Consider the following 26,120-nt stretch of genomic DNA (forward strand, 5'->3'; position numbering starts at 1 on the left):
CTGACCAAAGGCTCGCGTATCGATGGGCCGGGGAGTGCCATGTCCGATACCATCCATCCCGTGCCCGAAACCGCCGCCGCCAACACGCTGACCACCATGGCGCAGTACCAGGCGCGCCATGCCGAAAGCCTGGCGCACCCCGATGCCTTCTGGCGCGGCGAGATCGGCCGGCTCGACTGGCTGACCCCGCCGACGATCATGGGCAACTGGCGCTGGGACCCGGTGCGCATCCGCTGGTTCGAGGATGGCGTGCTCAACGCCTCCGCCAACTGCCTCGACCGCCACCCGGCCGACCGCACCGCGATCGTCTGGGAGGCCGACGACCCGGCGACGCCGGGCCGGACGGTGACCTATGGCGAGCTGCTGGAAGAAACCTGCCGCATGGCCAATGCGCTGGTGGCGCTGGGCGTCGACAAGGGCGACCGCGTCACCATCTACATGCCGATGATCCCGGAGGCGGCGGTGGCGATGCTCGCCTGCGCCCGGATCGGCGCCGTGCATTCGGTGGTCTTCGGCGGCTTTTCCCCCGATGCCATCGCCGGCCGGCTGCAGGACGCCGAAAGCCGCTTCGTCATCACCGCCGACGAGGGCCGGCGCGGCGGGCGGGTGTTCCCGCTGAAGGGTGCGGTCGACAAGGCGATCGACATCATCGGCGAGGGCGAAGGCGGCGTGGAGGCGGTGCTGGTCGTCCGCCACACCGGCGGCAAGGTCACCATGCACCCTGATCGCGACCATTGGTGGCACGACGTCCGCGACCAGGTGCCGACGACCTGCACCCCCGAGCCGATGGGGGCGGAGGACCCGCTGTTCATCCTTTACACCAGCGGCTCCACCGGCAAGCCCAAGGGCGTGCTGCACACCACAGGCGGCTATCTGCTGTGGGCGAACCTGACGTTCGAGACCGTGTTCGACTACCGCCCCGGGGAGCTGTTCTGGTGCACCGCCGATGTCGGCTGGGTCACCGGGCACAGCTATATCGTCTATGGGCCATTGAGCGCCGGCGCCACCGTGCTGATGTTCGAGGGCATCCCGAGCTTTCCCGCCACCGACCGCTTCTGGCAGGTGATCGCCAAGCACAAGGTCAACATCTTCTACACCGCCCCCACGGCGCTGCGGGCGGTGATGCGCGACGGCGATGCGCCCGTCGAAAAGCACGACCTGTCGTCGCTGCGCCTGCTGGGGACGGTGGGGGAGCCGATCAACCCGGAGGCGTGGAACTGGTATCATCGCGTCGTCGGCAAGGGCGCGCTGCCGATCGTCGACACCTGGTGGCAGACGGAGACCGGCGGCGCGCTGATCACCCCGCTGCCCGGCGCGACCCCGCTGAAGCCCGGGTCGGCGACGCTGCCCTTCTATGGCATCGAGCCGGCGCTGGTCGATGCCGAGGGCGCCGTCATCACGCGGGCGGAGGGGGAGGCGATCAGCGGCAACCTGGTGCTGCTGCGGTCATGGCCCGGGCAGGCGCGCACCGTCTATGGCGATCACGACCGCTTCACCCAGACCTATTTCACCACCTACAAGGGCAAGTATTTCACCGGCGACGGCGCCCGCCAGGATGAGGACGGCTATTGGTGGATCACCGGCCGCGTCGACGACGTCATCAACGTGTCGGGGCACCGGATGGGCACCGCCGAGGTCGAGAGCGCACTGGTCGCCCATCCCGATGTCGCCGAGGCCGCGGTCGTCGGTTACCCCCACGACATCAAGGGGCAGGGCATCTATGCCTATGTGACGCTCAACGCCGGGGTGGAGACCAGCGACAAGCTGCTCACCGAGCTGAAGTTCTGCGTGCGCGAACATATCGGCGCCATCGCCATCCCCGATCACCTGCACCTGACGCCGGCGCTGCCCAAGACGCGCAGCGGCAAGATCATGCGGCGGATCCTGCGCAAGATCGCCGAGAACGACCATGCCAATCTGGGCGACACCTCGACGCTGGCCGACCCTTCGGTGGTCGATGCACTGGTGGAGGGCCGGCTGAACCGTTGATTCCGGTTTCTTCCTCGATGTCAGCTCCGGCCTCGACAGCTCGAGGCGCAACCGGTCCGGCACTGCCGGTACGCCTCAGTATCGATAGGCGAGGCACGATTTGTTGGCGTATTTGTCCTTGTAGCCGGAAATCTTGAGATATTCGTCGAACCAGATGCGCATGCAGGCACCGATCGGCACCGTCGCCTCGCCATAATTCGGATCGAAATAGGAAAAGTCGCCCATGGTCGAGGACATGGCGGCGCAGCCATGACCGCTCTCGTCCCGGCCATAGCTGACCATGAAATACCGGTGACGTGACTTGCTGATCGCTGCCTTCACCGCATCGGCGCCGTCGCTGTATTCACTGTCGTTGATGAGGCCGTAGCGCGAGAAAAAGCTCGCATCGAAATTCGGATCGCTCTTGATTCCCAGGGTCGCCGCCTTGGGACCGGCTGCCTTGTACATCGCGGTCTTGGCGACCAGCACATTGACGGCGCCCATGTTCGGTGCGCCCTTGGGGCCGGCCGGCAGCACCCAGCTGATGAAATCGGTCTTCTTTTCGCCGAGACCGCACTTGTTTCCGATGATCCAGTAAAGCGACATGGTGTGGCAGGTGCCGCCGACATAAAGGTCGGTCACATTGCCCGGCAGGTTCTGCTTGTCGCTGGTATAGCCGCCGCTGGTCCGGGCGCCCTTGATGCCGCCGAGGCTCTGGCTGAAATATTTGAAGCTGCCGCCAAGACTTTCGGCAAGATATGCCAGATCCGATGCTTTCGACATGTGACGTGTCCCCCTTGCGGCTGCCCGGTCGCGACCTGTTGATCTTGCGACATCGATCGTTGCAGCATCTCATCGAACAACGGAAATAACAAGACCGACAAAACCGCGACACTGGCGATCGGCGCAAGACGCGGCGACCTTTGAACTGCTCGACCTGCCAGTCACCCACGTCCTTGTCCGACCCCGACGCGAGGCCCGAAACATCGGCGCGCCGGCTAGCGGGCACGCACCGGCGCCAGCCAGCGTCCGACATTTTTTGCGAGGTGTTCGCAATACCGTTGCAAATGAGAATGACTCGCACTAGCCCGTGGGTCTCACAGAGTTGAAACCGGGGTCTCGATGTCCATCACCATGCCAGTCTCGCTGCGCCACTCGCTGCGCGCCGTCGCCACCGTGTCGGCGCTGTACGCCCCCGGCGTGGCCCTCGCCGCCGACGATGCCGCTGCCGCCGACCAGACCATCATCGTCAACGGCGAACGCGTGCCGGTGAACCCCTATGTCGACCCCGCCGCCCCCTACAAGGTCGACCGCTCGGCCTCGACCAGGTTCACCGAGCCGCTCGCCGACACGCCCAAGTCGATCACCGTCATCCCGCAGCAGGTCATCCAGGACCTCGGCGCGCAATCGTTTCGCGATCTCGTCCGCACCCAGCCCGGCATCACGCTCGGCACCGGCGAAGGTGGCAATGCCTTTGGCGATCGCATCTTCATCCGCGGCTTCGATGCCCGCAACGACGTCTATATCGACGGGCTGCGCGACCCCGGCGTCACCAGCCGCGAAGTCTTCGCCGTCGAACAGATCGAGATCGTCAAGGGTCCGTCGTCGACCTTCGGCGGCCGCGGCACCACCGGCGGCGCCGTCAGCCTGATCTCCAAGTCGCCGCTGCCCGCCAACCTGGCGAAGTTCGAGGCCACTGGCGGGACCGATGCCACGCGCCGCTTCACCGCCGACATCAACCGCAAGCTGGCGGACAACGTCCAGGTGCGCATCAACGGCCTGTGGCACGATGCCGATGTCGCCGGCCGCGACTATGTCTGGAGCCGGCGCTGGGGCGTCGCCGCGTCGCTGGCGGTGCAGCCGACCGCCAACCTCGACATCAATCTCGACTATTACCACCTGAGCACGGAGGGCATGGCCGATTGGGGCGTGCCCTTCGATGCGCGCAGCCAGCGGCCGTTCGACGTGCCGCGCGGCAATTTCTACGGTGTCCTCGGCCGCGATTTCCTCAAGGGCCGCGCCGATATCGGCACCGGCCGGCTGGTCTGGCGCGCCAGCGACAACATCAAGCTGTCGTCGCGCCTGCGCTATGGCAGCAACCTCAACAGCTATATCGCCTCCGCTCCCGAAGGCCCGGTGATCACCAACCCCGATCCGGCGCAATGGACGGTGCGCGCCAACCCCAAGAACCGCAACGCCACCAGCCAGACCTGGGCCAATGTAAACGACCTGACGATGGATTTCGATACCGGCGGCCTCCACCACACGCTCGTCGTCGGCACCGAACTCACGCGTGAGGCGATCAGCAACAAGCCCTTCGCCTTTGCCAGCTCCGAAACCGTCGGCGCCATCATCGTGCCGGCGCAGATCATCCTGCAGCCGATCTTCAACCCCAATCCGAACATTCCGTTCACCCAGTTCCCCACCTTGTCGGGCGCCCGCACCGATACCGAGATCTCGACCAAGGCGGTCTATATCCTCGACACCATCGACATCGGCGACACGCTGAAGCTGTCGGGCGGCCTGCGCTATGACGACTATACCGTCCGCAGCACGTCGTTCACCGCCGCCGGCGCCCGCACCGACCTCAGGAACGACAGCGACTTCCTCAACTGGAATGCCGGCCTCGTCTGGAAACCCGTGGCGCCGCTCAGCCTCTATGTCTCCGCCGCCACCTCGTCGAACCCCAGCGGTGAACAGAGCGACGGCAGCGGCATCAGCTATGGCGGCCTCGGGCCGCAGACCGCCAACCTCGATCCCGAACGCAACCGCAGCTATGAAGCCGGCGTGAAGTACCAGGCCGGTGAGGGCGGCCACCTGCTGCTGACCGCCGCCGTCTTCCGCACCGACAAGACCAACGCCCGGCTGACCGATCCGCTGACCGGCCTCCAGGTCCTCGCCGGCAACCAGCGCGTCACCGGCTTCGAAGTCGGCGCCCAGGGCAACCTCACCCCGCGCCTCAGCCTGTTCGGCGGCTATACCTATCTCGATGCCAAGGTGCGGCCGACCGTCAGCCCGCCCCAGGCCGGCGGCGTGTTCCCCAACATTCCCAAGCACAGCCTCGCCATGCTGGCGACCTGGCGGGTGTTCGATGCACTTACCATCGGCGGCCAGGCCAACTACAACTCCGAACGCTTCGGCGGCGCGGCCATCGCCGGCAGCGCCACGCTGCCCGCCTATTGGCGCTTCGACGCCACCGCGCGGGTCAAGCTGTCGGGCAAGGCCGAGCTCCAGCTCAACGTTCTCAACCTGACCAACAAGACCTATTACGACGCGATTTACCGCAGCGGCACGCCGTTCGCCTATGTCGCGCCGGGGCGGTCGGCGTTGCTGACGCTGCGCTACGCCTTGTAAGGTCGCCGGCGGCCGGGGCCTTGGCCCCGGACCCCTGTCGATCTAGGGTTCTGCATGCTGATCCATGTTCCTGCCGTGCTGTCGCCTGCCCAGGTCGCCGAGGCCCGCGCGGCGCTGCTCGGCACCGACTGGGGCGACGGCCGCGTCACCGCCGGGGCGCAGTCGGGCCTCGTCAAGCACAACGACCAGCTGGCGCGCGACAATCCCGTCGCGCGCGACTGGGGCAACCGCATCCTCGATGCGCTGGGCGCCGCGCCGCTGTTCGTGGCGGCGGCGCTGCCCCACCGCACCGTGCCGCCGCTGTTCAATCGCTACAACGGCGGCCAGCATTTCGGCACCCATGTCGACAATGCCATCCGCCCCGTCGCGGGCGTCAAGATCCGCACCGACCTGTCGGCAACGCTGTTCCTCGCCGATCCCGAGAGCTACGACGGCGGCGAACTGATGATCGAGACGCCCTTCGGCGCGCAAGGCGTCAAGCTGCCCGCCGGCGACCTCGTGCTCTACCCCGCCTCATCGCTGCACCGCGTCGAACCGGTGACCCGCGGCACCAGGCTGGCAAGCTTCTTCTGGGTCCAGTCGATGATCCGCGACGATGCCGCCCGCACCATGCTCTTCGACCTCGACCAGTCGATCCAGGCGCTGGCCGCCACGCTCGGTGTCGATCACCCCGAAGTCGTCACCCTGTCCGGCCTCTACCACAACCTCATCCGCCGCTGGGCGGAGACCTGAAAAAGACTGTCACCCCGGCGTAGGCCGGGGCCCAGGCTTTACTCCCGCCGCGCCGCCATGAACCGCGGGTTCCGCAACAAGCCCGCCGACACCAGCGACACCAGCACCCCGACCGGAAAGATCTCGGTCAGCGTCGTCGGCAGCCGGTACAGCGGATCGGCGTAATTCGTCTTGAACGTCTCCATCTCGGCAACATAGCGCGCCAGCTCCGCACCGCTCACCCCCTTGGCCTTTTCCGCCGCCACCAGCGCCTCGGCATATTGCGCGCCGAAATCGACGCCGGTGGCCGCCAGCACCGCCTCCCAGCTGAGCGCATAGAGGATGCTGGCGACCGCGCTGATCGCCAGCCCCATGCCCAGCGCCGGCCAGAAGCCGATGACCCCGCCGCCGGCCAGGTCACGCTGCCGCTTGATACCGACGAAGACGAGGCTGAGCGCCACCAGCATCGCCGTATAGCCGACCAGCATGCCATAGGCGGGCGGCGGCCCGTCCGACGTGGCGACGCCGATGAAATAGGTCGGGACGGCGACGAGAATGCCGGCGATGACGCCGAAGACCAGGATGTTGCGCAGCATGGATGCCCCTTTCGCAGCGATGAACACCCATGACCAAGACAGGCAGCCGGGCCGGCGGCAATCGCCCGAAAGGGTGATTTCGGCACATTGGTACGAAAAACTAGGGCAGCATCCCAGTTCGCGCGCGCGGGCGATGGCCTCGGTCCGCCGCCGGGCGCCGAGCTTGTCATACAGATGCGCCAGATGCGTCTTCACCGTGTTCGGCGCGATCGCCAGCCGCCCGGCAATCTCCTTGTTCGATCGCCCGGCCGCGATCTCGCGCAGCACATCCAATTCGCGGGCGCTGATGCCGAGCGCCGCCTGCGCCGGCGGGTTGCCGGGGTCGGGGGCCGGGTGACGGCCGAACAGCCGCGCGCCGGCGAACAGCCCGAGCGCGAGGAACGCCACCGCCACCAGCAGCTGCGGCCAGGCGCCGGCATCGGCGCGGACCAGCCGCCGATATTCCAGCGCCTGCAGCCCCAGCGCCCCGCCGGCGATCACGCCGGCATAGATGACGACCCATTTCAGCACGGGGCCAAATCAAACATGATCGCGCGTGGCGAGAAAGCGATATTCCCACAGCCGCGTCGGCGTCTCCTTGTAGACCGCGTCGGCAAAGCAGGCGAAGCCGCAGCGCGCCGCCACCGCCTCAGACGCGACATTGCGCGGGTCGATCATCGCCACGGTCCGCGCGAACCGCCCGGCACCCCAGCCCAGCGCCGCCTGCACCGCCTCGGTCGCGAACCCCTGGCCCTGCGCCGCGATCGTCAGGCTCCAGCCGATTTCGGGATCGCCGCCGAACCCTGCCACCCCGGTGCGCTTGGCATCGAGATAGCCGATATCCCCGATGAACTCCCCCGTATCGCGCCGGCGCACGCACCAGAAGCCAAAGCCGAGCAGCGCCCAACTGCCGGCATAGCGCAGCAGCCGCGCCCAGCTGTCCTCGCGGCTATGCGGCGCGCCGCCGAGGAACGGCGTCACCCGCGCATCGCCCCATAGCGCCGCCATTTCGTCGAAATCGGCGACACCATGTGGTGCCAGGATCAACCGGTCGCTGGTGACGGTCTCGCTCATCCCGCAAGGCATAGAAGCGACGCTGCCGCCGTGCTAGCCCGGCCGGGATGACGGAACCCGAAATCCTCGACCGCTGGCTGCGCCCGCATGGCCTGGCGCTGGCCCCGGGCAGCGACTTCGCCCCGCTGTCGGGCGGCATCGCCAATCGCAACGACCGCATCGAGCTCGCCACCGGCCCCGCCGTGCTCCGCCGGCCGCCGCCGGGCGTGCTGGCGGCGGGGGCGAGCGACATGGCGCGCGAATGGCGGGTGCTGTCGGCGCTAACGCCGCATTTCGCCATCGTGCCGCGGGCGCTGGCCTTTTGCGATGACGCCGATGTGCTCGGCACGCCGTTCCTGGTGCTCGAATATCGCGCCGGGGTGGCTATCGGCGGGACGCTGCCCGCCGGTGCCGACGCCCGGCTTGTGGATGCGACGCTCGGCCAGATGATCGCGCTGCATGCGCTCGACCCCGCCGCCATCGGCCTCGGCGACCTCGGCCGGCCCGAAGGCTTCTACCCGCGGCAACTGGCGGGCTGGGCCAAGCGCGCCGCCGCGGTCTGGCCCGGCGGCCTGCCCGCGCCCGCCGCCGTGCTGCTCGCCGCGCTTGAAGGCACGCCGCCCCCCGACGGCGGCACCCCCGTGCTGCTCCACATGGACCTGAAGCCCGACAACCTGCTCGTCGACCCCGCCACCATGGCGCCGCGCGCGCTGATCGACTGGGACATGGCCACGCGTGGCCCGCGCGGCTTCGACCTCGCCGTGCTGCTGTCCTACTGGATCGAACCGGGTGACCCGGCCGCGGTCCACGCGCTGAACGCCGTGCCCTCGCTCACCCCCGGCTGGCCCGGCCGCGCCGAAATCGCGGCACGCTATCGCGCGCTCGGTGGCGCCGACCCCGGTCCGCTCGGCTGGCCGCTGGCGCTCGCCCGGCTGCGGCTGGCGGTCGCCTGGATGCAACTCTATCGCAAATGGCAGCGGGGCGAGATGGCGGGGGACCGCTATGCCGGGTTCGCAACGCTGGCACTGGCGATTCTCGACCAGGCCGCCGCCGAACTCGCAAAGGACTGCGCATGACCGATTTCTCCTTCCCGCCGGCCACCGTCGCGCTGGCGCAGCGCGTCCGGCAATTCGTCATCGACAAGGTCATTCCGTTCGAAAAGGACCCGCGCCTGACCCAGCACGGCCCGACCGACGCCCTGCGCGACGAGCTGGTGGCGCTGGCCAAGGCGGAAGGCTTGCTGACCCCGCAGGCGCCGGTGGAATTGGGCGGCATGGGCTTCGACCACGCCACCCAGGCCGTGGTGTTCGAGGCGGCGGGCTGGTCGACCCTCGGCCCGATCGCGATGAACTGCGCCGCACCCGACGAAGGCAACATGTACCTGCTCGGCCGCATCGCCCGGCCTGACCAGGTGGAGCAATTCCTCAGGCCCATGGTCGCCGGGGATCGGCGTTCGGTGTTCGCGATGACCGAGCCCGGCGGCGCCGGCAGCGACCCCTCGCAACTGCAGACGACCGCGGTGTTCAACGGCAACGACTATGAAATCTCCGGCCTCAAATGGCTGATCACCGGGGCGAACGGCGCCAAGACCTGGATCATCATGGCCCGCGTGCCGGAAAATCCGCACGGGCCATCGGGGCCGACGCTGTTCCTGTGCGAGGGCGACACGCCAGGCATCCATATCGAGCGCGTGATGGACTCGATGGACCGCAACTATGTCGAGGGCCACGCCGTGGTGCGCTTCGAAGGCTTGCGGCTCGGCCCGACGCAGGTACTGGGGGAGGTCGGCAGCGCGCTGCGCTATGCCCAGATGCGGCTGGCGCCGGCGCGGCTGACGCACTGCATGCGCTGGCTCGGCGCCGCCGCCCGCGTGCAGCATATAGCGCTCGAACACGCCCGCGTCCGCACCGCCTTCGGCAAGCCGCTGGTCGAGCACCAGGGCGTCAATTTCATGCTCGCCGACAATGAAATCGCCATGCACCAGTGCCGGCTCGCCATCCGCCAGGTCGCCTGGATGCTCGACAACGACACCCGCGCCCGCCACGAATCGAGCATCGTCAAATCCTTCGTGTCGGAAGAACTATTCAAGGTCGCCGACCGTTGCGTGCAGATCCTGGGCGGCATCGGCGTGACGGGCGAAACGGTGGTCGAAATGATCTTCCGCGACATGCGCGGTTTCCGCCTCTACGACGGCCCGACCGAAGTCCACAAATTCGCCATCGCAACGCAATTGCTGCGCACCGGGACGGCGTTCGCGAGCGCAACATGACGGTGGAATGGCGCGGCAAGTATCTGGAAGCCCACAAGTCCGGGACCTGGGAATATGCGTCGCGCATCGGCAACATGGGGGCGGCCGTCATCCTGGCGCTGACCGATGATGCCGAGATCGTGCTGGTCGAACAGCACCGCGTCCCGCTGGATGCCCGCACCATCGAACTGCCCGCCGGCCTCATCGGCGACACCGCCGACAATGACGATGCGACCACGACCGCGGCCCGCGAACTGGCCGAGGAAACCGGCTTCGAGGCGAAGCACTGGCAGGACATCGGCCTGTTCGCGACCTCCCCCGGCATGTCGAGCGAGACCTTCCAGCTCTACAAGGCCACCGGCCTGACCCGCACCGGCCCGGGCGGCGGGGTGGATGGGGAGAACATCGTCGTCCACGTCGTGGCGCTGGCCGGGCTGGCGGATTTCCTCGGCGAACAACGCGCCGCCGGCCGCATCATCGACTGCCGGCTGGTGGCAGCACTGGGCCTGATTTAGGGCCTGGCTTAATCCCTCCCCTAGACGGGGGAGGTGACTCGCGCGCCAGCGCGGCGGGTGGGGGCGGTCTGACGCGCCCGGCACGCGAACCACTGGTACGGCCAATGATAAGTGCACGTACGATTTAGTGTCAGCAGATGTGCATACGATTAGGCCGCGAAAATTGCATATACCACTCGTTGTCGTAGGGAATGCTCACCACGATAAAGGCGGGCGAGCAGTTTATCGACACCTCGCCAACACGATAATAGTTGACGGGCACGTACGTATTTATGTCATATTTCCAGTCGCGCTTTCCGTCAGACAAAATGTGCTTTATTCGTAGGTATCGCGGATTTTTGTTTTCGATCTGCGAGCCCGAGGTGCGGGAGCCTTGCTCGAAATGACTGTATTCTATAGCCGGCGGCCATGAGAAGTTCGGTAAGACTGTTCTATAGAACGGAAGAACTGCCATAAGGCCCGCTTGAAACAAGAACAGCATTTTTCCCACGGGTCGATGCTAACGAGCGGCAGTCGTCCTAGCAATCTAGTTGCCCAGACCGCCTGAGCCGTCGCGATCATGATCATTGCGGCCACGCAAGCACCACCCCCACCCGCCGCGCTGACGCGCGAGTCGCCTCCCCCCTCGAGGGGGAGGTAGACAGCACGCCTTCCCCACGCCACCGTCACCGCATGACGAGCATCTTCGATTTCCCCGCCGCCATTCTCGACCACGCAGCGACTCGCCCCGATCACACCGCCGTCATCTGCGGCGACCACCGGCTCAGCTACCGGGACTTCGTCGCCCGCGCCGAAGCCGCCGCCGCCACGCTCCACGCCCACGGCACCCGACCCGGCGATGCCGTCGCCATCATCGCTGCCTCGTCGGTCGATTACGCCGTCATGTGGCAGGCGATCCTGCGCCTGCGCGCCACCGTCGCGCCGATGGCGCCGAGCTCCACGCCCGCGCAGATCGCCGCGATGGTCGCCGATTCAGGCACCCGGCTGGTGTTTGTCGATGCCGCCAACCGCGCCGCCTTCGCCGATGTGCTTACCGGCCAGACGCTGGTCGACCTCGACAATCTCGACGCCTGGATCGACCATGGCACCATCGCCCCGCCGCTGCCGCCGCTCGACCCCGGATCCGCCTTCAACATCATCTATTCGTCCGGCACGACGGGGACCCCCAAGGGCATCGTCCAGTCCGCCGACATGCGCGCCCGCCACATCACCGGCGGCAAGGCGCTCGGCTACAGCGGCGACAGCGTCACGCTGCTCTCGACGCCGCTTTATTCCAATACCACGCTGGTCAGCTTCATCCCCACCCTCGCCTGGGGGGGCACCGTCGTGCTGCAGCCAAAATTCCACGCCGGCGACTGGCTGCGCCTGGCCGAAACCCACGCCGCCACCCACACGATGCTGGTCCCCGTCCAGTACCGCCGCGTCCTCGCCGAACCGGCCTTCGACGACCACAGCCTGTCGTTCGTGATGAAGTTCTGCACCTCGGCACCGTTCCCCGGCGAATTGAAGGCCGAGGTGCTGCGCCGCATGCCCGGCGGCCTCATCGAATTCTACGGCATGACCGAAGGCGGCGTCGGCTTCATGCTCGTCGCCCATGAATTCCCCGACAAGCTGCACACCGTCGGCCGCCCCAACGACGGCCATGCCGTGCGCATCATCGATGAGGACGGCAACGACGTGCCGCCGGGAACGCCAGGCGAAATCGTCGGCCAGTCGCCCGCCACGATGAACGGCTATCGCAACCGGCCGGACCTGACCGACAAGGCGTACTGGACCGCGCCCGACGGCTCGAAATGGCTGCGCACCGGCGACATCGGCCGCATCGACGAGGACGGATTCCTGACCCTGATGGACCGCGCCAAGGACATGATCATCTCGGGCGGCTTCAACATCTACCCGAGTGATATCGAGGCGGTGCTGCTCGGCCTGCCCGGCGTGCGCGAAGCCGCCGTCGTTGGCGTCGCGTCGGACCGCTGGGGCGAAACGCCGGTCGCATTCGTGGTCGCGCCGGGCGTCGATGCCGCAGCGCTGAAGGCCGCCGCCAACGCCGGTCTCGGCAAGACCCAGCGCCTCGCCGACCTGGTCCTCATCGACGAGCTGCCGCGCAGCCACATCGGCAAGGTGCTCAAGCGCGAACTGCGCGATGGGTTCGCGGGGCGGGTGGACTGACCTCTCTGCTCCCTCCCCACCCTATGTTCGCTTCGCTAGCATGGGGGGAGGGAGCAGAAAGAACCCCGCCCAGCAGATCTCTTGACTGATCATTCAAGTCGCGAAATACTTGATCGCTCACTCAAGAGAAATCGCACCGAAAATCCCATGTCAGCCCCCATTCCCAACACCCCCGACCGCATCGTCCACGCCGCCATGAAGCTGTTCAGCGAGAAGGGTTACGGCTCCACCAGCGTCGCCGACATCCTGCGCGCCGCAGACGCCAACAGCGGCAGCCTCTACCACGCCTTTCCGACCAAGCAGGACGTGCTGATCGCCGTCCTCCAGCGCTACCACGAGGGCATCGCGCCGATGCTGCTGGCGCCCGCCTGGGACGGCGTCACCGATCCGATCGAGCGTGTCTTCGCGCTGCTCGGCCATTATCGCGGGCTGCTGCAGATCACCGATTGCACCTATGGCTGCCCGATCGGCAGCCTGGCGCTGGAAATCCACGAGCCCGATCCGGCGGTGCGCGAACTGCTGGCGGCCAATTTCGACGCCTGGGTGCTCGCCGTGGAGGCCTGTCTCGACGCCGCCGGCCCCCGTTTGCCCGCCGATGTCGACCGCCGGGCGCTGGCGCAACTGGTGCTGAGCGTCATGGAAGGCGGCGTCATGCAGGCGCGCACCCACCGCAGTCTCGACAGTTTCGACGCCGGAGTCGCCGCGCTGCGCGATTATTTCGGCCGGTTGCAGGCGGCAGCGCCGGGGAAAACGCCATGATCCCGCTCATCGCGCTGCTGCTCGCTGCCGCAAATCCGGCCCCGAATCCGGCCGTCAGCGACACCAGTTTCGTCGCTCCCGACGGCGCGCGCACGCTGCAGCAGTCGATCGTCATCGACGCGCCCGTCCCGGTGCTGTGGAAAGCCTTCACCGACGCCACCGAATTCCAGCGCTGGAGTGCCCCCGTCGCCGCCATCGACCTCAAGACCGGCGGCAGCCTCGAGGCCACATACGACGACAAGCACGCCATCGGCGACCCGGACAACATCCGCCACCGCATCGTCACCTATCTGCCGAACCGCCTGATCGTCTTCCAGAACACCAATGCCCCCGCCGGCCTGCCGGGGCGAGAGCTGTTCAAGCAGGTCGTCGCGGTGCTGGAGTATGAGCCGCTGGGCCCGAACCGCACCAAGGTCACCCTGTCGCAGACCGGTTGGGGCCCTGATCCGGCGTCCGACACGCTGTATCGCTTCTTCCAGAGCGGCAATGCCGCGTCGCTGGCGAAGATGAAACGCGTCTACGAGGCGATGCGGGCCCCCGCCGGTCGCTGAGACGGGCCCCGCGTCGCCACAATCTCGACTCCCGCTGGCACGCCGTGCGCAGTTGCGCTAACCGGCACCTGCAACAAGACAGGCGCCACCGATGCCGAACAAGCTCTATCCCGATGCCGCAGCCGCGCTGGCCGACGTCGTTTTCGACGGCATGACGATCATGTCGGGCGGGTTCGGCCTGTGCGGGATCCCCGAAAAGCTGATCGCCGCGCTGAAGGACACCGGCACCACCGGCATCACCGCCATCTCGAACAACGCCGGCGTCGATGGTTTCGGGCTTGGCGTGCTGCTCGGCACCCGCCAGATCGCCCGCATGATCAGCTCCTATGTCGGTGAGAACAAGGAGTTCGAGCGGCAATATCTCGCCGGCGAGCTGCTGCTGGAGTTCAATCCGCAGGGCACGCTCGCCGAACGCATCCGCGCCGGCGGCGCCGGCATCCCGGGTTTCTATACGAAAACCGGCGTCGGCACGCTCGTTGCAGAAGGCAAGGAGCACAAGGATTTCGCCGGCGAAACCTACATCATGGAGACGGGACTCGTCGCCGACGTGTCACTGGTGAAGGCCTGGAAGGCCGATCCCTACGGCAATCTCGTCTATCGGAAGACCGCGCGGAACTTCAATCCGATGATGGCCACCGCCGGAAAGGTCACCATTGCCGAGGTCGAAGAGCTGGTCGGCCCCGGTGAACTCGACCCTGATCACGTCCACACCCCCGGCATCTTCGTGCAACGGCTGATCGTCGGCACCGACTATGAGAAACGTATCGAGCAGCGCACCGTACGGGTCCGCGAGCCGGCATGACGCCGCGGCTGCCGGCCCTGTTGTCGACCATGCTGCTGCTCGCCGGCTGCGCGACGTCGCCTGCGCCGGTCGCCGTTGCCACGCCGCCGGCCCCGTCACAGGGCTCGCTCTACGCCACCACCTGGACCTATGGCAGCGCCGAAGCGGTCGCGCTCGGCCACCAGGCCTATGCGGCGCTGACCGGCTATGTCACCGCGCGCCTGCCGGCCCTGCAGGGTTCGGCGCCGTTCGAGAGCGCCCTCGTCACCGGCACCGATGCCAGCGGCCAGCCGCAGCGCGCGCCGTGCACCGCCGCCACCCGCGCCCGGCCCGCGGTCGTGCTCGACATCGACGAAACCGCGCTGCTCAACACCGGCGCGCAGTACCATGCCGCCCTCGGCCACCCCTATGACGAGGCCGAATGGGCGCAATGGCTCGACGATCGGGCCGCCCGGCCCATCGCCGTGCCCGGTGCCGTCGCCGCCATGGCCGCGCTGCGCCGGCTCGGCGTCACGCCGATCTGGATCAGCAACGCCACCAACGCCCGCCAGGCCGTCGTGGCCGAGGCACTGGCGGTTGCCGGGCTCGGTGCTGCCGCACCGCTCGACACGCTGTACCTGCGCGGCGACGTGGCGCCGGGGTCGAGCAAGCAGCCGCGCCGGCTGAAAGCGGCCGAGACATACTGCATCGTCGCCATGGTCGGCGACCAGGCCGGGGACTTCACCGACTTCATCGACGGTGCGAAACGCCCCCTGCCCGACCGCCGCGGCGCCGCCGACGGTGCCTTTGCCGCGCTGTGGGGGCAGGGCTGGTTCATGCTGCCCAACCCCGTCTATGGCGCCTGGAACACCCCGGAAGCGACGCTGGACACTGCCATTCCGCCGGCGCTGCGCTGGCAACCGAAGTGAAGGACTGATCGATGGCCTGGAATCGCGACGAACAGGCGGCCCGCGCCGCCCGCGAACTGCACGACGGCTACTACGTCAACCTCGGCATCGGCATGCCGACGCTGGTCGCCAACCATATCGCGCCCGGCATCGACATCACGCTGCAGTCCGAAAACGGCATGCTCGGCATGGGGCCGTTTCCCTATGAGGACGAGATCGACGCCGACCTGATCAACGCCGGCAAGCAGACCATCACCGAGCTGCGCCGATCGAGTTATTTCAGCAGTGCCGACAGCTTCGCGATGATCCGCGGCGGGCACATCGACCTCAGCATATTGGGCGCCATGGAAGTCGCCGAAAACGGCGATCTCGCCAACTGGATGATCCCGGGCAAGATGGTCAAGGGCATGGGCGGCGCCATGGATCTCGTCGCCGGCGTCAAGCGCATCATCGTATTGATGGAGCACAACTCCAAGGCTGGCGAGGCCAAGTTCAAGCATGAATGCAGCCTGCCGCTGACCGGCAAGGAGGTCGTCGACATGGTCATCAGCGACCTGTGCGTGCTCGAACGACCCGCCAGGGGCGAGGCGTTCCGCCTCGTCGAGCTGGCGCCGGGCGTCACGCTCGACGAATTGCGTGCCAAGACCGAAGGCAATTTCACCGCCTGAACGCGACAACACCCCCGCGCCGGGGCGCGAGGGTGTTGCAATCTGCGAGGGCCGGGGCGGCAGAACCACCCCGGTCGCTGCATCAAAAGCGGAAGTTCAGGCCCGCCGTCACGGCATTGCGGGTGTACTTCAGCTCGGCCTGGTTGGCGCCGAGATCGGCGGCCAGGGCCGGCAGATTGTCGGTGCCGAAGCGCGAATAGGCATATTCGATACGCGCCGACACGTTGCGCGCCACCAGCTGCTCGTAACCGACGCCGACCTGGAAGCCGTCGCGGTCTTCGCTGATGTCGGTATTGGCGTCACGGATGGTGAAGCGGGCGTTCGAATAACCACCGCGGACGTAGACCAGGCCATCCGGGTTCACCAGATAACCGAGGCGCGCGGTGGCCGAGATGGTGCGGCCCTGCTTCAATTCGAGGCTGTTGAAGCCATCGAGCGGGGTGGTGCCGGTGCGGCCGGTCAACGCCACTTCGGCACCAAGCACGGTCGTCGGGCTGAGGCGGAAGTCATAACCGATCTGGCCGCCATAGGCGAAGCCGTCCTTGTTCTGGCGGCTTTCGAAGGTGCCGGCGCTGTCGGTGACATCGAGGGTCTGGCGATCCTGCTGCCAGCCGCCCTGGACACCGACGAATGGGCCGTTGAAGGACTCGGGCGTGCCCTGGGCGAGGGCCGGGGCGGCAACTGCAAGGGCCGCCAACGCAAAAACTGACTTGAACATAAACTCTCCAAAACGTGCCGCCGACCGGGAGGGCGATGGTCGGGACGCGGGAGTTAGGTGTCCAACTCCCCCGCCGCAACCATGCGGATCGACATGGCTGCTATGTCGCAGCATGGCTGCATGGCCGCTGAACCAATCGCGGTGGAATTGCGGCGAATGTTGAAATTGCAGCCATTATTCGGCCACTGTCTTACGCTTGCGTTACACTACGGCGTGCCATTCCCAGCGCCAGACGGGGCCCTCGTCGGGGTCGATGACATCGCCGGCATGAACAAAGCCGTTGCGCGCCAGCGCCCGGTTGGAGGCGTTCGGCGCCGGCAGGGTCAGGGCCGTTACCGACGTGGCGCCGGCGGCGGTGGCGATCGCCAGCAGCGCGCCGACCATGGCTGTCGCGACGCCGGTGCCCTCGGCCCGCGCAAAGGTCATGTAGCCGATCTCGGGTGGGCTGTCGGGCAGCGCCTTGAACCCGCAGCAGCCGACGGCGACGCCGTCCCGCCAGGCCATGTAGTTGCCCCAGACCGGCGGCCGCGCCACCTGCCGCATCACGGCCAGCCCTTCGGCCAGCATTTCGGCGGTTTCGGCATCCAGCGCCGGCACCACGCCGGCAACCACCCCCGCCAGCGGCTGATCGGGCGGGATCGGCTGGAGGACGAAGCTCACGCCGCCTTTTTCAGATGCCGCCGGCCGAGCAATTCGGCGATCTGCACGGCGTTGAGCGCCGCGCCTTTCCGCAGATTGTCCGATACGCACCACAGCACCAGGCCATTGGCGACGGTCGGGTCCTTGCGGACGCGGCTGACATAGGTCGCATATTCGCCGACGCATTCGATCGGCGTGATGTAGCCACCGTCCTCGCGCTTGTCGAAAAGCATGATGCCGGGCGATTCGCGCAGGATGGCCTGGGCTTCCTTGACCGAAATCGGGCGCTCGAACTCGATGTTGATCGCTTCCGAATGGCCGACGAACACCGGCACGCGGACGCAGGTGGCGGTAACCAGGATGCCCGGATCGAGGATCTTGTTGGTCTCCTGCGCCATCTTCAGCTCTTCCTTGGTATACCCGTCGTAATCGGTCTCGGGGCCGACGAAGCTGTCGATATGCGGGATGACGTTGAAGGCGATCTGCTTGGTAAATTTCTTGGCCTCGCTCGAATCGCCGACGAAGATGCCGCGCGACTGCTCGAACAGCTCGTCCATGCCCTCCTTGCCGGCGCCCGACACCGACTGGTAGGTCGAAACAACAACGCGGGTGATGCCGGCGGCGTCGTGCAACGGCTTCAGAGCGACGACCATCTGCGCCGTCGAGCAATTGGGGTTGGCGATGATGTTGCGCTTGGCGTAACCGTCGATGGCCTCTGGATTCACCTCGGGCACGATCAGCGGCACATCGGCGTCCATGCGGAACAGGCTGCTGTTGTCGATGACGGTGCAGCCGGCGGCGGCGGCCCTGGGCGCATAGGTGCGGGCGGGGCCCGATCCGGCAGCGAACAGCGCGATGTCCCAGCCCGAAAAATCGAAATGCTCGATGTTCTGGACCTTCAGCTCGCGCCCGGTGTCGCCGAAATCGATGATATCACCGGTCGAACGCGGGGATGCCACCGCGGCGATGTCGTCCAGCGGAAACTGGCGCTCGGCCAGGATATTCAGCATTTCACGCCCGACATTGCCGGTCGCGCCGACGACGACGACTTTGTAACCCATTGCACTCTCCCAGAGACAGCGGCCCCTAGACCTGTGCAGCGGCGTTTTCAAGTTTGAGACGGCGGGACAGGATTGCGGTGACGGCAAGGTCGGCCGTCACGTTGCCCAAGGTGCGGAAGATGTCGGGCAGCAGCTCCACCGCCAGCAGCAGCGGCAGCGCGGCGACGGGCACGCCCATGGCGTTGGCGATCGGCACGGTGGCGGCGAGGAAGGTGATCGACCCGGGCAGGCCGCCGGTGCTGACCGCGGCCGCCAGCGCCGCCAGCACACCCGCCGCCAGCGCCAGCGGACCCGGCGCGATACCGTTGAGATGGCCGACGTACAGGACCACCGCAATATTGGCGCAAGGCGAGGTGATGCGGAAGATCGACACCGCCAGCGGCAGCACCACCCGGCTGACGCTTTCGGGCAGGCCGAGCTGTTCGGCGCCTTCATAGATCGCCGGCAGCGACGCGATCGACGATTGCGTGCTGACCGCCACCGCCTGCGCCGGCAGCACCGCCCGGGCAAAGCGCACCACGCCGCCCCCGAAGAACGCCATCAGCACATAGACGACGAGGATCAGCGACACCTGGGCAATGACCAGCACGACGACATAATGGGCGAGCACGCCGAACGCTGCGAGCCCGGCCTTGAGGCCGACCGCCATCGCCAGCGCAAACACGCCGACGGGGCCGAGGACGAAGATCCAGCCGACCAGCACCAGCATGGCGTCCTTCAGGCTTTCGAAGAACAGAATCAGTGGCGCCTGTTGCCGCTCCGGCAGCCGACCCGAAGCGAGCGCGAACGCCGACACGAAGACGACGACCGGCAGCATGTCGCCGGCCGCAAGCGATTTGAACACGTTCGATGGCACCAGCGACAACAGCCAGTCGCCGACGTTGATCGGGCCGACGGTTGCCGCCGTGCCCGGCGCCGTCCCGGTCAGCGCTGCCGCCGCCTGCGCCGGTGCCGGCCAGACACTGAGCAATTGCGGCACGAACAGGATCGCCCAGACCGCGCTGACCAGCAGCAGCACGAGAAAGCTGAGCAGCGCCGCGCCGGCCACCTTGCCGCCGCCGGCGGTGCCGACCGATTCGGCGATGCCGGTGAACAACAGCCCGGCGATCAGCGGGATGATCGTCATCTGCAGCGCCTGCAGCCACAGGTTGCCGACGGGCTCGGCAATCGCCAGCGCCGCTGCCGAAACCCCGGGACCCCCGAGCATCGGCACGATGGCGCCCGCCGCCAGCCCGGCCAGCAGCGCCAGGAAGATGCGGGTGGCCAGGTTCACCGGCGGGCCCCGCCCGATGCCGGTATGGCACCTGCTAAAGCCGGCAGCGCGATCGTCCCCATCGAGACATAGAATTTCGCCAGGTCGTCGACACCGATGCCCGGCACCCGGCGCACCCGGTCGACCGCGACAAAGACCAGCGCGCCGCCGACCGGCACCGGTGCCGTCGGCAGCAGCACCAGATGGCGCGGGCCGTCGCCGATATCGAAGACCTGCGGCGCCGCCAGCAGCGCCAGCACCTCGGTATCATCGCCGAAGCGCACCGAAACCGGCGCCATCCCCTGCAGTTCGCCACCCGCGGCGCCGCCGATCATGCGCACCATCTGCGCCAACGGGCGATAAAAGCCGCCGAGCACCGGGATCCGACCCATCAGGCTGTCGAGCCCGCCCTCGAGCCGGGCCCGCGCCTGGGTCTGCACAAGCAGGCCGAGCGCCCAGACGAACAGCGCGGCGATGCCGAGGCCCGCCAGGAACGCCAACTCGGGGCTTTGCGTCACCAGCATGCCGCCCCGCGCCAGCGCGGCGCCGACCAGCGTGCCCGGCCCCAACGCGGCGACGACATAGCCCGACAGCCACTGCAGGATGACGATGGTCAGCAGCACCGGCGCCAGAAACACCAGCCCGGTGACGAACGGCCCGGCGACGCGGCGCAGCATCTATTTCAGGTGCGTGAGGATGGCGTCGCCCATCGCTGCGGTGGTCAGCGCGCCGCCGATGTCGGACGTGCGTGCGCCGGCATCCAGCGCCGCCTCGACCGCCGCCTCGACCGCCGCGGCAAGGTCCGCCCTGCCCAGGCTGTGGCGCAGCGCCATGGCGAGGCTGAGGATCGACGCACACGGGTTGGCGACGCCGCGCCCGGCGATATCGGGGGCGCTGCCGTGGATCGGCTCATACAGCCCCGGCCGCCCCGGCTCGCCGATCGCCGCCGAGGGCAGCATGCCGAGGGACCCGGTCAGCATCGCCGCCTCGTCCGACAGCATGTCGCCGAACAGGTTATCGGTCAGGATCACGTCGAACTGCTTGGGGTTCTTGACCAATTGCATCGCCATATTGTCGGCAAGCATGTGCGTCAGCTTGATGTCGGGATATTCGGCGTCGCGCAGCGCCTGCACATCCTCGCGCCACATCAGCCCGGCCTCCATGACATTGCCCTTCTCGGCCGACACGACCTCGCCCTTGCGCCCGCGGGCGAGGTCGAAGGCGATGCGGGCGACGCGCTGGATCTCGCTCGTCGTATAGACATGGGTGTTGACGCCGCGGCGCTGGCCGTCGGGCAGGGTCTCGACACCGCGCGGCTCCCCGAAATAGACGCCGCCGGTTAGCTCGCGGACGAACAATATGTCGAGGCCGTCGACATAGATGCGCTTCAGTGTCGACGCATCGGCCAGCGCCGCAAAACAGCGCGCCGGGCGCAGGTTGGCAAAGACGTTCATGCCGGCACGCAGCGCGAGCAGCCCGGCTTCGGGCCGCTTGTCATAGGACTGGCCGGCCCATTGCGGGCCACCGACGGCGCCCATCAGCACGGCATCGGCAGCCTTGGCCGCCGCCAGCGTCTCCTCGGTCAACGGCACGCCATCGGCATCGATCGCCGCACCGCCGAAGCGCGCCTCGGTGATGGCGAGGTCGAGCCCGCCGGCGATCAATCGCCCGGCAACGCGCTTGGCGACGGCCGTGACTTCGGGGCCGATGCCGTCACCGGGGAGCAGCAGGAGAGTCTTGGTCATCGGGATCTTTCGTGAGGTCAGGCGGCGCGGGCGGCGGCGTCGGCAATCCAGGGCCGTTCGGCGGAAAGCCGGCTCTCATGGGCGGCGATATCGCCGTCCATCGCCACCGTCAGCCCGATTTCATCGAGGCCGTTGACGAGGCAATGCTTGCGGAACGGATCGATCGGGAAGCTGAAGCGATCCTGGAACGGCGTGGTCACCACCTGGTTCTCGAGGTCGACGGTGATCGGGTCGGTGTCCGCCACCGCCATCAACCGGTCGATCTGGTCCTGCGGCAGCACGACCAGCAACATGCCGTTCTTGAAGGCATTGCCCGAAAAGATATCGGCGAACGACGGCGCGATGACGGTGCGGATGCCCATGTCGGCGAGCGCCCAGGGCGCATGCTCGCGGCTCGACCCGCAGCCGAAATTGTCGCCGGCGATGAGGATCGGCGCGCCCTTGTTGCGATCGGTATCGAAGATATTGTCGGGGTTCTCGCGCAGCGCGCAGAACGCCGATTTGCCAAGGCCGGTGCGGGTGATGGTCTTCAGGAACCGCGCCGGGATGATGACGTCGGTATCGACATTTTCCACCCCGAACGGGATGGCGGTGCCGGTAAGCGTCTTGAAGGCCTGCACGAAACTTCGCCCCTCGGGTGATGGTCGGATGATGGTCCATGCCAGAAGCGGCAGGCCAAATCCATGGGGCGCGCGCCCGGCGCTATTTCGCCGTCAGGCCCGGCTGCGGCTGCCAGGCAAAGCCGTCACCCGCGACGACGACACGGCCGAACCCGGGATATGGGAAATGCGGGGAGAAAATCAGCTCTTCATCCCTTGCCTCGGCAGCCAGCACCGACCGGCGCCGTTCGGCGCCCTGCTTGCGGTCGCGGTCATAGCCCATCGCCCAATCGGGCTTGCCCAACGAAACGACATAGCTGTGCGCCATGTCGCCGATGGCGAGCACCGACTGGCCGCCCGAACTGATGCGATAGCCGCTGTGGCCCGGCGTGTGGCCGCTGAGATCGACCGAGGCAACGCCCGGCAGCACGGCGGCCCCGGCGACAAAGGTTTTCACCCGGGGCGCGATGCCGGCCACCAGCTTGGCGTTGGCCGGCGCCGCCTGGATCGCGGTCCACTCATCGGCAGCCATGCGCACCGTCGCCCTTGGATACACCGGCTTGCCATCGGCATCGATCAGCCCGCCGACATGGTCGCCATGGCCATGGCTGATCAGGATGTCGGTCACCGCCGCCGGCGCCACGCCGGCCCTGGCCAGGCTGTCGAGCATGATGCCGTGCGGGGCGCCATAGCCGGTATCGACCAGCACGACATGGCCCGGCATCCGCACCAGCAGCGTGTTGACCGACAGGCTGATCTGCCCCGGCGCCGCGCCGGCGGCGGCGAGCACCGCCTCCACGGCTTCTGGGCCCGTTTCGACGCCGAAGACTTTCGCATCATTGGGCGCATTGGCGGCGGCATCGCGCAGCGCCGTCAGCCGCAGCTTGCCCAGCCGCATGTCGGTCGCCGCCGGCGTCACCACCACCGGGCCGAGCTGCGCGCTGGCGGCAACGCTCGACAGCAGGGCAGCGGCAGCAAGGATAATCGGGCGCATGGCGGACTTTCTTTGGCGGACCGCCGCTGTTATTTCGCGCCCGGCACGGCCTGGCAAGCGCAACCTTGCCCTCGCCGCCTCCGGTTGCGCCTGCTAAGTCGCGTGCATGAGCAAGCAGCATCTCTATCTCGTCGACGGCTCGGGCTATATCTTCCGCGCCTATCACCGCCTGCCGCCGCTGACCGACCCGCAGGGCACCCCGGTTGGCGCCGTCTATGGCTTCACCGCCATGCTGTGGAAACTGATCACCGAGCTCGCCAATGCCGAGGCGCCGACGCATCTCGCGGTGATCCTCGACGCCGGCAGCCACACGTTTCGCAACGACATGTACGTCCAGTACAAGGCGCACCGCCCGCCGCCGCCCGAGGACCTGGTGCCGCAATTCCCGCTGATCCGCGACGCCGTGCGCGCCTTCAGCGTGCCGTGCATCGAGCAGGATGGCGTGGAGGCCGACGACATCATCGCCAGCTATGCCTGTGCCGCGCTGCGCGCCGATTTCAACGTCACCATCGTCAGTTCCGACAAGGACCTGATGCAGCTGATCCAGCCGGGCATCGATTGCCTCGACACGATGAAGAACCAGCGCATCGACCGCGCCGAGGTCATCGAGAAATTCGGCGTGCCCCCCGAACAGGTCGGCGACGTGCTGGCGCTGATGGGCGACACCGCCGACAATATCCCGGGCGTGCGCGGGGTCGGGCCCAAGACCGCGGCGGAGCTGATCGTCGCCTATGGCAGCGTCGAAGGCGTCATCGCCAATCTCGACGCCATCAAGAAGCCCAAGCTGCGCGAGACGCTCGCCGCCTCGATCGACGATGCCCGGCTCAGCCGCGAGCTCGTCCGGCTGAAGGACGACATTCCGCTTGCCGAGCCGCTGGACGCGCTGACCCTGCGCCACCCGCCGCAGGAGCCGCTGGCGAAGTTCCTCGCCAAGCACGGCTTTCGCGGCATGCTGTCGAAGCTTGGCCGCGAGGCGGAAGCGGCCAACGCCATGCCGCAGCCGGTCGCCAATGACGCCAAGCCCTTCGTCCATGCCGATTATGAAACCGTCACCACCCTCGACCGGCTCGACTGGTGGATCGCCGAAGCGACGCGGCTGGGGGCCGTCGCGCTCGATACCGAGACCACCGGCATCGACCAGTGCCGCGCCGACCTGATCGGCATCAGCCTGGCGACCGGTGCCGGCAGGGCCTGCTACATCCCGCTGCGCCACCAGTCGGGCGAAGGCCTGCTCGCCGAACGCGTGCCCCAGCTGGACGAGGCCGAGGTCATCGCCCGATTGAACCCGCTGTTCGCCGATCCAGCGGTGCTGAAGATCGGCCAGAACCTCAAATACGACCTGATCGTGCTGCGCCGCCACGGTGTGCCGGTGCTGGCGCCATATGACGACACGATGCTGCTCAGCTATGCGCTCGATGCCGGGCGCTGGAACCATGGCATGGATGACCTGTCGACGCGCCACCTCGGGCACACGCCGATCGCCTTCAAGGACGTCACCGGCGGCGCCAAGGGCAAATGGGATTTCGCCCAGGTCGACCTGCGCAAGGCGACCGACTATGCCGCCGAGGATGCCGACGTCACCTTTCGTCTGCACTGCTGTTTCCGCGACCGGCTGTGGCGTGAACAGGCGACGACCATCTACGAAACCGTCGACCGCCCGGTGCTGCCGGTCATCGCCGACATGGAGCTCGCCGGCATCCGCGTCGACCGCGGTGCTCTGGTCGACCTTTCGGCGGCTTACGAGATCGAGATCGCCCGCCTGGAGGGCGAGATTCACACCATCGCCGGCGGCCCCTTCACCATCGGCAGCCCCAAGCAGCTGGGCGAGGTGCTGTTCGAGCGCATGGGACTGAAATCCGGCAAGAAGTCATCGAAGACCGGCGCCTGGACCACCGATGTCACCGAACTCGAGCGCCTCGCCGGCGAAGGCGCCGAGATCGCCACGAAAGTCCTCGACTGGCGCCAGCATTCGAAGCTGAAATCGACCTATACCGACGCCCTGCAGGCGCAGATCAACCCCAGGACCGACCGCGTCCACACCAACTATGCGCTGGCGGCGACCAGCACCGGCCGGCTGTCGTCGAACGATCCCAATCTCCAGAATATCCCGATCCGCACCGAGCTCGGCCGCCGCATCCGCCATGCGTTCGTGGCGGCGCCCGGCCATGTCCTGATGGCCGCCGACTATAACCAGATCGAGCTGCGGCTGGTCGCCCACATCGCCGACGTGCCCGAACTGAAGCAGGTCTATTCCGAAGGCGGCGATGTCCATGCGCTGACTGCCCAGGAGGTGTTCGGCGAGGTCACCCGCGACACCCGGGCCCGCGCCAAGACCATCAACTTCTCGATCATCTACGGCATCTCGGCGTTCGGCCTCGCCCAGCGGCTCGGCATCGATCGCGGCGAGGCGGCACGCTACATCGACCTGTATTTCAGCCGCTTCCCGGGCATTCGCAATTATATGGCGGAAACCATCATGGCAGCGAAAGACGAGGGCTTTGTCACCACCCTGTTCGGCCGCAAGGCGCACGTGCCGCTGATCTTTTCCAAGAATCAGGGCGAGCGCCAGTTCGCGGAGCGCGCCGCGGTCAACGCCCGCGTCCAGGGCACCGCCGCCGACATCATCAAGCGCGCCATGGCGCGGATGCCGGGCGCTCTGTCCGACGCCGGGCTGCACGGCACCAGGATGCTGCTCCAGGTCCATGACGAACTGGTGTTCGAGGTGCCGGAAGGCGATGTCCAAGCAGCCATGCCGGTCATCCGCGATACCATGGCCGATGCACATCGGCCGCTGGTGCATCTGTCGGTGCCGCTCGGCGTCGAGATCGGCCATGGCCCGAGCTGGGGCGAGGCGCATTAGGGAGCCGTCCACC

24 protein-coding genes are annotated in these 26,120 nt (G+C 67.4%); 13 read left to right on the plus strand and 11 right to left on the minus strand.

Annotated features, from left to right (window positions below; translation table 11 throughout):
- The first annotated feature begins 39 nt into the window (after nucleotides 1-39).
- Nucleotides 40-1,989: an acetate--CoA ligase gene (gene acs, locus ACP7AI_RS09430; protein ID WP_426166666.1), complete on the plus strand. Its 1,950-nt coding sequence runs from the start codon at nucleotides 40-42 to the stop codon at nucleotides 1,987-1,989.
- Between the two features lie 75 nt (nucleotides 1,990-2,064).
- Here the strand turns inward: acs and ACP7AI_RS09435 are convergent, their stop codons facing one another.
- Nucleotides 2,065-2,751: a YopT-type cysteine protease domain-containing protein gene (locus ACP7AI_RS09435; RefSeq protein WP_426166668.1), complete on the minus strand. Its 687-nt coding sequence runs from the start codon at nucleotides 2,749-2,751 to the stop codon at nucleotides 2,065-2,067.
- Between the two features lie 339 nt (nucleotides 2,752-3,090).
- Between ACP7AI_RS09435 and ACP7AI_RS09440 the strand changes: the two genes are divergently transcribed.
- On the plus strand, nucleotides 3,091-5,322 hold the full coding sequence (locus ACP7AI_RS09440) for a TonB-dependent receptor (RefSeq protein ID WP_426166670.1): 2,232 nt from the start codon (nucleotides 3,091-3,093) through the stop codon (nucleotides 5,320-5,322).
- Nucleotides 5,323-5,376: 54 nt separating this feature from the next.
- Nucleotides 5,377-6,054, plus strand: a complete 678-nt coding sequence (locus ACP7AI_RS09445; protein ID WP_426166672.1) for a Fe2+-dependent dioxygenase — start codon at nucleotides 5,377-5,379, stop codon at nucleotides 6,052-6,054.
- Between the two features lie 38 nt (nucleotides 6,055-6,092).
- Here the strand turns inward: ACP7AI_RS09445 and ACP7AI_RS09450 are convergent, their stop codons facing one another.
- Both ACP7AI_RS09450 and ACP7AI_RS09455 read right to left on the minus strand, forming a co-directional pair.
- On the minus strand, nucleotides 6,093-7,139 hold the full coding sequence (locus tag ACP7AI_RS09450; RefSeq protein WP_426166674.1) for a DUF4199 family protein: 1,047 nt from the start codon (nucleotides 7,137-7,139) through the stop codon (nucleotides 6,093-6,095).
- Between the two features lie 9 nt (nucleotides 7,140-7,148).
- Complete coding sequence (locus tag ACP7AI_RS09455) at nucleotides 7,149-7,682, minus strand: GNAT family N-acetyltransferase (protein WP_426166676.1); 534 nt, start codon at nucleotides 7,680-7,682, stop codon at nucleotides 7,149-7,151.
- Between the two features lie 47 nt (nucleotides 7,683-7,729).
- Between ACP7AI_RS09455 and ACP7AI_RS09460 the strand changes: the two genes are divergently transcribed.
- The 9 genes from ACP7AI_RS09460 to ACP7AI_RS09500 all read left to right on the plus strand — a co-directional run bounded on the left by ACP7AI_RS09460 (nucleotide 7,730) and on the right by ACP7AI_RS09500 (nucleotide 16,239).
- Nucleotides 7,730-8,737 carry a phosphotransferase family protein gene (locus ACP7AI_RS09460; RefSeq protein ID WP_426166678.1) on the plus strand — a complete coding sequence of 336 codons (1,008 nt, stop codon included), beginning with the start codon at nucleotides 7,730-7,732 and terminating at the stop codon, nucleotides 8,735-8,737.
- The gene (locus tag ACP7AI_RS09465) at nucleotides 8,734-9,930 is read left to right on the plus strand and encodes an acyl-CoA dehydrogenase family protein (protein WP_426166680.1); all 1,197 of its coding nucleotides are present in this window, start codon (nucleotides 8,734-8,736) and stop codon (nucleotides 9,928-9,930) included. Before ACP7AI_RS09460 ends, ACP7AI_RS09465 begins: the two co-directional genes overlap by 4 nt.
- Nucleotides 9,927-10,424 carry an NUDIX hydrolase gene (locus ACP7AI_RS09470; RefSeq protein ID WP_426166682.1) on the plus strand — a complete coding sequence of 166 codons (498 nt, stop codon included), beginning with the start codon at nucleotides 9,927-9,929 and terminating at the stop codon, nucleotides 10,422-10,424. Before ACP7AI_RS09465 ends, ACP7AI_RS09470 begins: the two co-directional genes overlap by 4 nt.
- Nucleotides 10,425-11,096: 672 nt before the next feature.
- Nucleotides 11,097-12,593, plus strand: coding sequence for a class I adenylate-forming enzyme family protein (locus tag ACP7AI_RS09475; RefSeq protein WP_426166684.1), 1,497 nt, complete (start codon nucleotides 11,097-11,099; stop codon nucleotides 12,591-12,593).
- Nucleotides 12,594-12,740: 147 nt separating this feature from the next.
- Complete coding sequence (locus tag ACP7AI_RS09480; RefSeq protein WP_426166686.1) at nucleotides 12,741-13,352, plus strand: TetR/AcrR family transcriptional regulator; 612 nt, start codon at nucleotides 12,741-12,743, stop codon at nucleotides 13,350-13,352.
- On the plus strand, nucleotides 13,349-13,903 hold the full coding sequence (locus ACP7AI_RS09485) for an SRPBCC family protein (protein ID WP_426166688.1): 555 nt from the start codon (nucleotides 13,349-13,351) through the stop codon (nucleotides 13,901-13,903). The genes ACP7AI_RS09480 and ACP7AI_RS09485 overlap by 4 nt, the downstream gene beginning before the upstream one ends.
- 91 nt (nucleotides 13,904-13,994) lie before the next feature.
- Nucleotides 13,995-14,705, plus strand: coding sequence for a CoA transferase subunit A (locus ACP7AI_RS09490; RefSeq protein ID WP_426166690.1), 711 nt, complete (start codon nucleotides 13,995-13,997; stop codon nucleotides 14,703-14,705).
- Entirely contained in the window at nucleotides 14,702-15,592 is an 891-nt protein-coding gene (locus ACP7AI_RS09495) for an HAD family acid phosphatase (protein WP_426166692.1), read from the plus strand. Before ACP7AI_RS09490 ends, ACP7AI_RS09495 begins: the two co-directional genes overlap by 4 nt.
- Before the next feature lie 11 nt (nucleotides 15,593-15,603).
- Nucleotides 15,604-16,239 (plus strand): CoA transferase subunit B, encoded by a 636-nt coding sequence (locus ACP7AI_RS09500; RefSeq protein WP_426166694.1) that lies wholly within the window; start codon nucleotides 15,604-15,606, stop codon nucleotides 16,237-16,239.
- A gap of 82 nt (nucleotides 16,240-16,321) precedes the next feature.
- Here the strand turns inward: ACP7AI_RS09500 and ACP7AI_RS09505 are convergent, their stop codons facing one another.
- From ACP7AI_RS09505 to ACP7AI_RS09540, 8 genes are all read right to left on the minus strand, one after another.
- Entirely contained in the window at nucleotides 16,322-16,957 is a 636-nt protein-coding gene (locus ACP7AI_RS09505; protein WP_426166696.1) for an outer membrane protein, read from the minus strand.
- A 201-nt stretch (nucleotides 16,958-17,158) separates the two neighbouring features.
- Nucleotides 17,159-17,617, minus strand: coding sequence for a GNAT family N-acetyltransferase (locus ACP7AI_RS09510; protein ID WP_426166698.1), 459 nt, complete (start codon nucleotides 17,615-17,617; stop codon nucleotides 17,159-17,161).
- The gene (locus ACP7AI_RS09515) at nucleotides 17,614-18,657 is read right to left on the minus strand and encodes an aspartate-semialdehyde dehydrogenase (protein ID WP_426166700.1); all 1,044 of its coding nucleotides are present in this window, start codon (nucleotides 18,655-18,657) and stop codon (nucleotides 17,614-17,616) included. Before ACP7AI_RS09515 ends, ACP7AI_RS09510 begins: the two co-directional genes overlap by 4 nt.
- A gap of 25 nt (nucleotides 18,658-18,682) precedes the next feature.
- Nucleotides 18,683-19,930 carry a dicarboxylate/amino acid:cation symporter gene (locus tag ACP7AI_RS09520; RefSeq protein WP_426166702.1) on the minus strand — a complete coding sequence of 416 codons (1,248 nt, stop codon included), beginning with the start codon at nucleotides 19,928-19,930 and terminating at the stop codon, nucleotides 18,683-18,685.
- A complete protein-coding gene (locus ACP7AI_RS09525; protein ID WP_426166704.1) occupies nucleotides 19,927-20,586 on the minus strand; it encodes a DUF502 domain-containing protein in 660 nt (219 codons plus the stop codon). Before ACP7AI_RS09525 ends, ACP7AI_RS09520 begins: the two co-directional genes overlap by 4 nt.
- Nucleotides 20,587-21,654: a 3-isopropylmalate dehydrogenase gene (gene leuB, locus ACP7AI_RS09530; protein WP_426166706.1), complete on the minus strand. Its 1,068-nt coding sequence runs from the start codon at nucleotides 21,652-21,654 to the stop codon at nucleotides 20,587-20,589.
- Nucleotides 21,655-21,671: 17 nt separating this feature from the next.
- Nucleotides 21,672-22,274, minus strand: coding sequence for a 3-isopropylmalate dehydratase small subunit (gene leuD / locus ACP7AI_RS09535; protein ID WP_426166708.1), 603 nt, complete (start codon nucleotides 22,272-22,274; stop codon nucleotides 21,672-21,674).
- An 82-nt stretch (nucleotides 22,275-22,356) separates the two neighbouring features.
- Nucleotides 22,357-23,247 carry an MBL fold metallo-hydrolase gene (locus tag ACP7AI_RS09540; protein WP_426166710.1) on the minus strand — a complete coding sequence of 297 codons (891 nt, stop codon included), beginning with the start codon at nucleotides 23,245-23,247 and terminating at the stop codon, nucleotides 22,357-22,359.
- A 106-nt stretch (nucleotides 23,248-23,353) separates the two neighbouring features.
- Between ACP7AI_RS09540 and polA the strand changes: the two genes are divergently transcribed.
- Nucleotides 23,354-26,107: a DNA polymerase I gene (gene polA / locus ACP7AI_RS09545; RefSeq protein WP_426166712.1), complete on the plus strand. Its 2,754-nt coding sequence runs from the start codon at nucleotides 23,354-23,356 to the stop codon at nucleotides 26,105-26,107.
- Nucleotides 26,108-26,120: the final 13 nt, after the last annotated feature.

The sequence above is a fragment of the Sandarakinorhabdus sp. DWP1-3-1 genome, from assembly GCF_049896705.1.
GTDB lineage: Bacteria > Pseudomonadota > Alphaproteobacteria > Sphingomonadales > Sphingomonadaceae > Sandarakinorhabdus.

Excerpts from the sequence above, each read along its gene's own strand:
- ACP7AI_RS09475 (WP_426166684.1), top strand. The coding sequence starts at position 11,097 with ATGACGAGCATCTTCGATTTCCCCGCCGCCATTCTCGACCACGCAGCG.
- ACP7AI_RS09515 (WP_426166700.1), bottom strand. The coding sequence starts at position 18,657 with ATGGGTTACAAAGTCGTCGTCGTCGGCGCGACCGGCAATGTCGGGCGT.
- polA (WP_426166712.1), top strand. The coding sequence starts at position 23,354 with ATGAGCAAGCAGCATCTCTATCTCGTCGACGGCTCGGGCTATATCTTC.
- ACP7AI_RS09490 (WP_426166690.1), top strand. The coding sequence starts at position 13,995 with ATGCCGAACAAGCTCTATCCCGATGCCGCAGCCGCGCTGGCCGACGTC.
- ACP7AI_RS09485 (WP_426166688.1), top strand. The coding sequence starts at position 13,349 with ATGATCCCGCTCATCGCGCTGCTGCTCGCTGCCGCAAATCCGGCCCCG.
- ACP7AI_RS09480 (WP_426166686.1), top strand. The coding sequence starts at position 12,741 with ATGTCAGCCCCCATTCCCAACACCCCCGACCGCATCGTCCACGCCGCC.
- ACP7AI_RS09465 (WP_426166680.1), top strand. The coding sequence starts at position 8,734 with ATGACCGATTTCTCCTTCCCGCCGGCCACCGTCGCGCTGGCGCAGCGC.
- ACP7AI_RS09540 (WP_426166710.1), bottom strand. The coding sequence starts at position 23,247 with ATGCGCCCGATTATCCTTGCTGCCGCTGCCCTGCTGTCGAGCGTTGCC.
- ACP7AI_RS09445 (WP_426166672.1), top strand. The coding sequence starts at position 5,377 with ATGCTGATCCATGTTCCTGCCGTGCTGTCGCCTGCCCAGGTCGCCGAG.
- ACP7AI_RS09500 (WP_426166694.1), top strand. The coding sequence starts at position 15,604 with ATGGCCTGGAATCGCGACGAACAGGCGGCCCGCGCCGCCCGCGAACTG.
- ACP7AI_RS09505 (WP_426166696.1), bottom strand. The coding sequence starts at position 16,957 with ATGTTCAAGTCAGTTTTTGCGTTGGCGGCCCTTGCAGTTGCCGCCCCG.
- ACP7AI_RS09460 (WP_426166678.1), top strand. The coding sequence starts at position 7,730 with ATGACGGAACCCGAAATCCTCGACCGCTGGCTGCGCCCGCATGGCCTG.
- ACP7AI_RS09470 (WP_426166682.1), top strand. The coding sequence starts at position 9,927 with ATGACGGTGGAATGGCGCGGCAAGTATCTGGAAGCCCACAAGTCCGGG.
- ACP7AI_RS09455 (WP_426166676.1), bottom strand. The coding sequence starts at position 7,682 with ATGAGCGAGACCGTCACCAGCGACCGGTTGATCCTGGCACCACATGGT.
- ACP7AI_RS09435 (WP_426166668.1), bottom strand. The coding sequence starts at position 2,751 with ATGTCGAAAGCATCGGATCTGGCATATCTTGCCGAAAGTCTTGGCGGC.
- ACP7AI_RS09525 (WP_426166704.1), bottom strand. The coding sequence starts at position 20,586 with ATGCTGCGCCGCGTCGCCGGGCCGTTCGTCACCGGGCTGGTGTTTCTG.
- leuB (WP_426166706.1), bottom strand. The coding sequence starts at position 21,654 with ATGACCAAGACTCTCCTGCTGCTCCCCGGTGACGGCATCGGCCCCGAA.
- ACP7AI_RS09495 (WP_426166692.1), top strand. The coding sequence starts at position 14,702 with ATGACGCCGCGGCTGCCGGCCCTGTTGTCGACCATGCTGCTGCTCGCC.
- ACP7AI_RS09440 (WP_426166670.1), top strand. The coding sequence starts at position 3,091 with ATGTCCATCACCATGCCAGTCTCGCTGCGCCACTCGCTGCGCGCCGTC.
- acs (WP_426166666.1), top strand. The coding sequence starts at position 40 with ATGTCCGATACCATCCATCCCGTGCCCGAAACCGCCGCCGCCAACACG.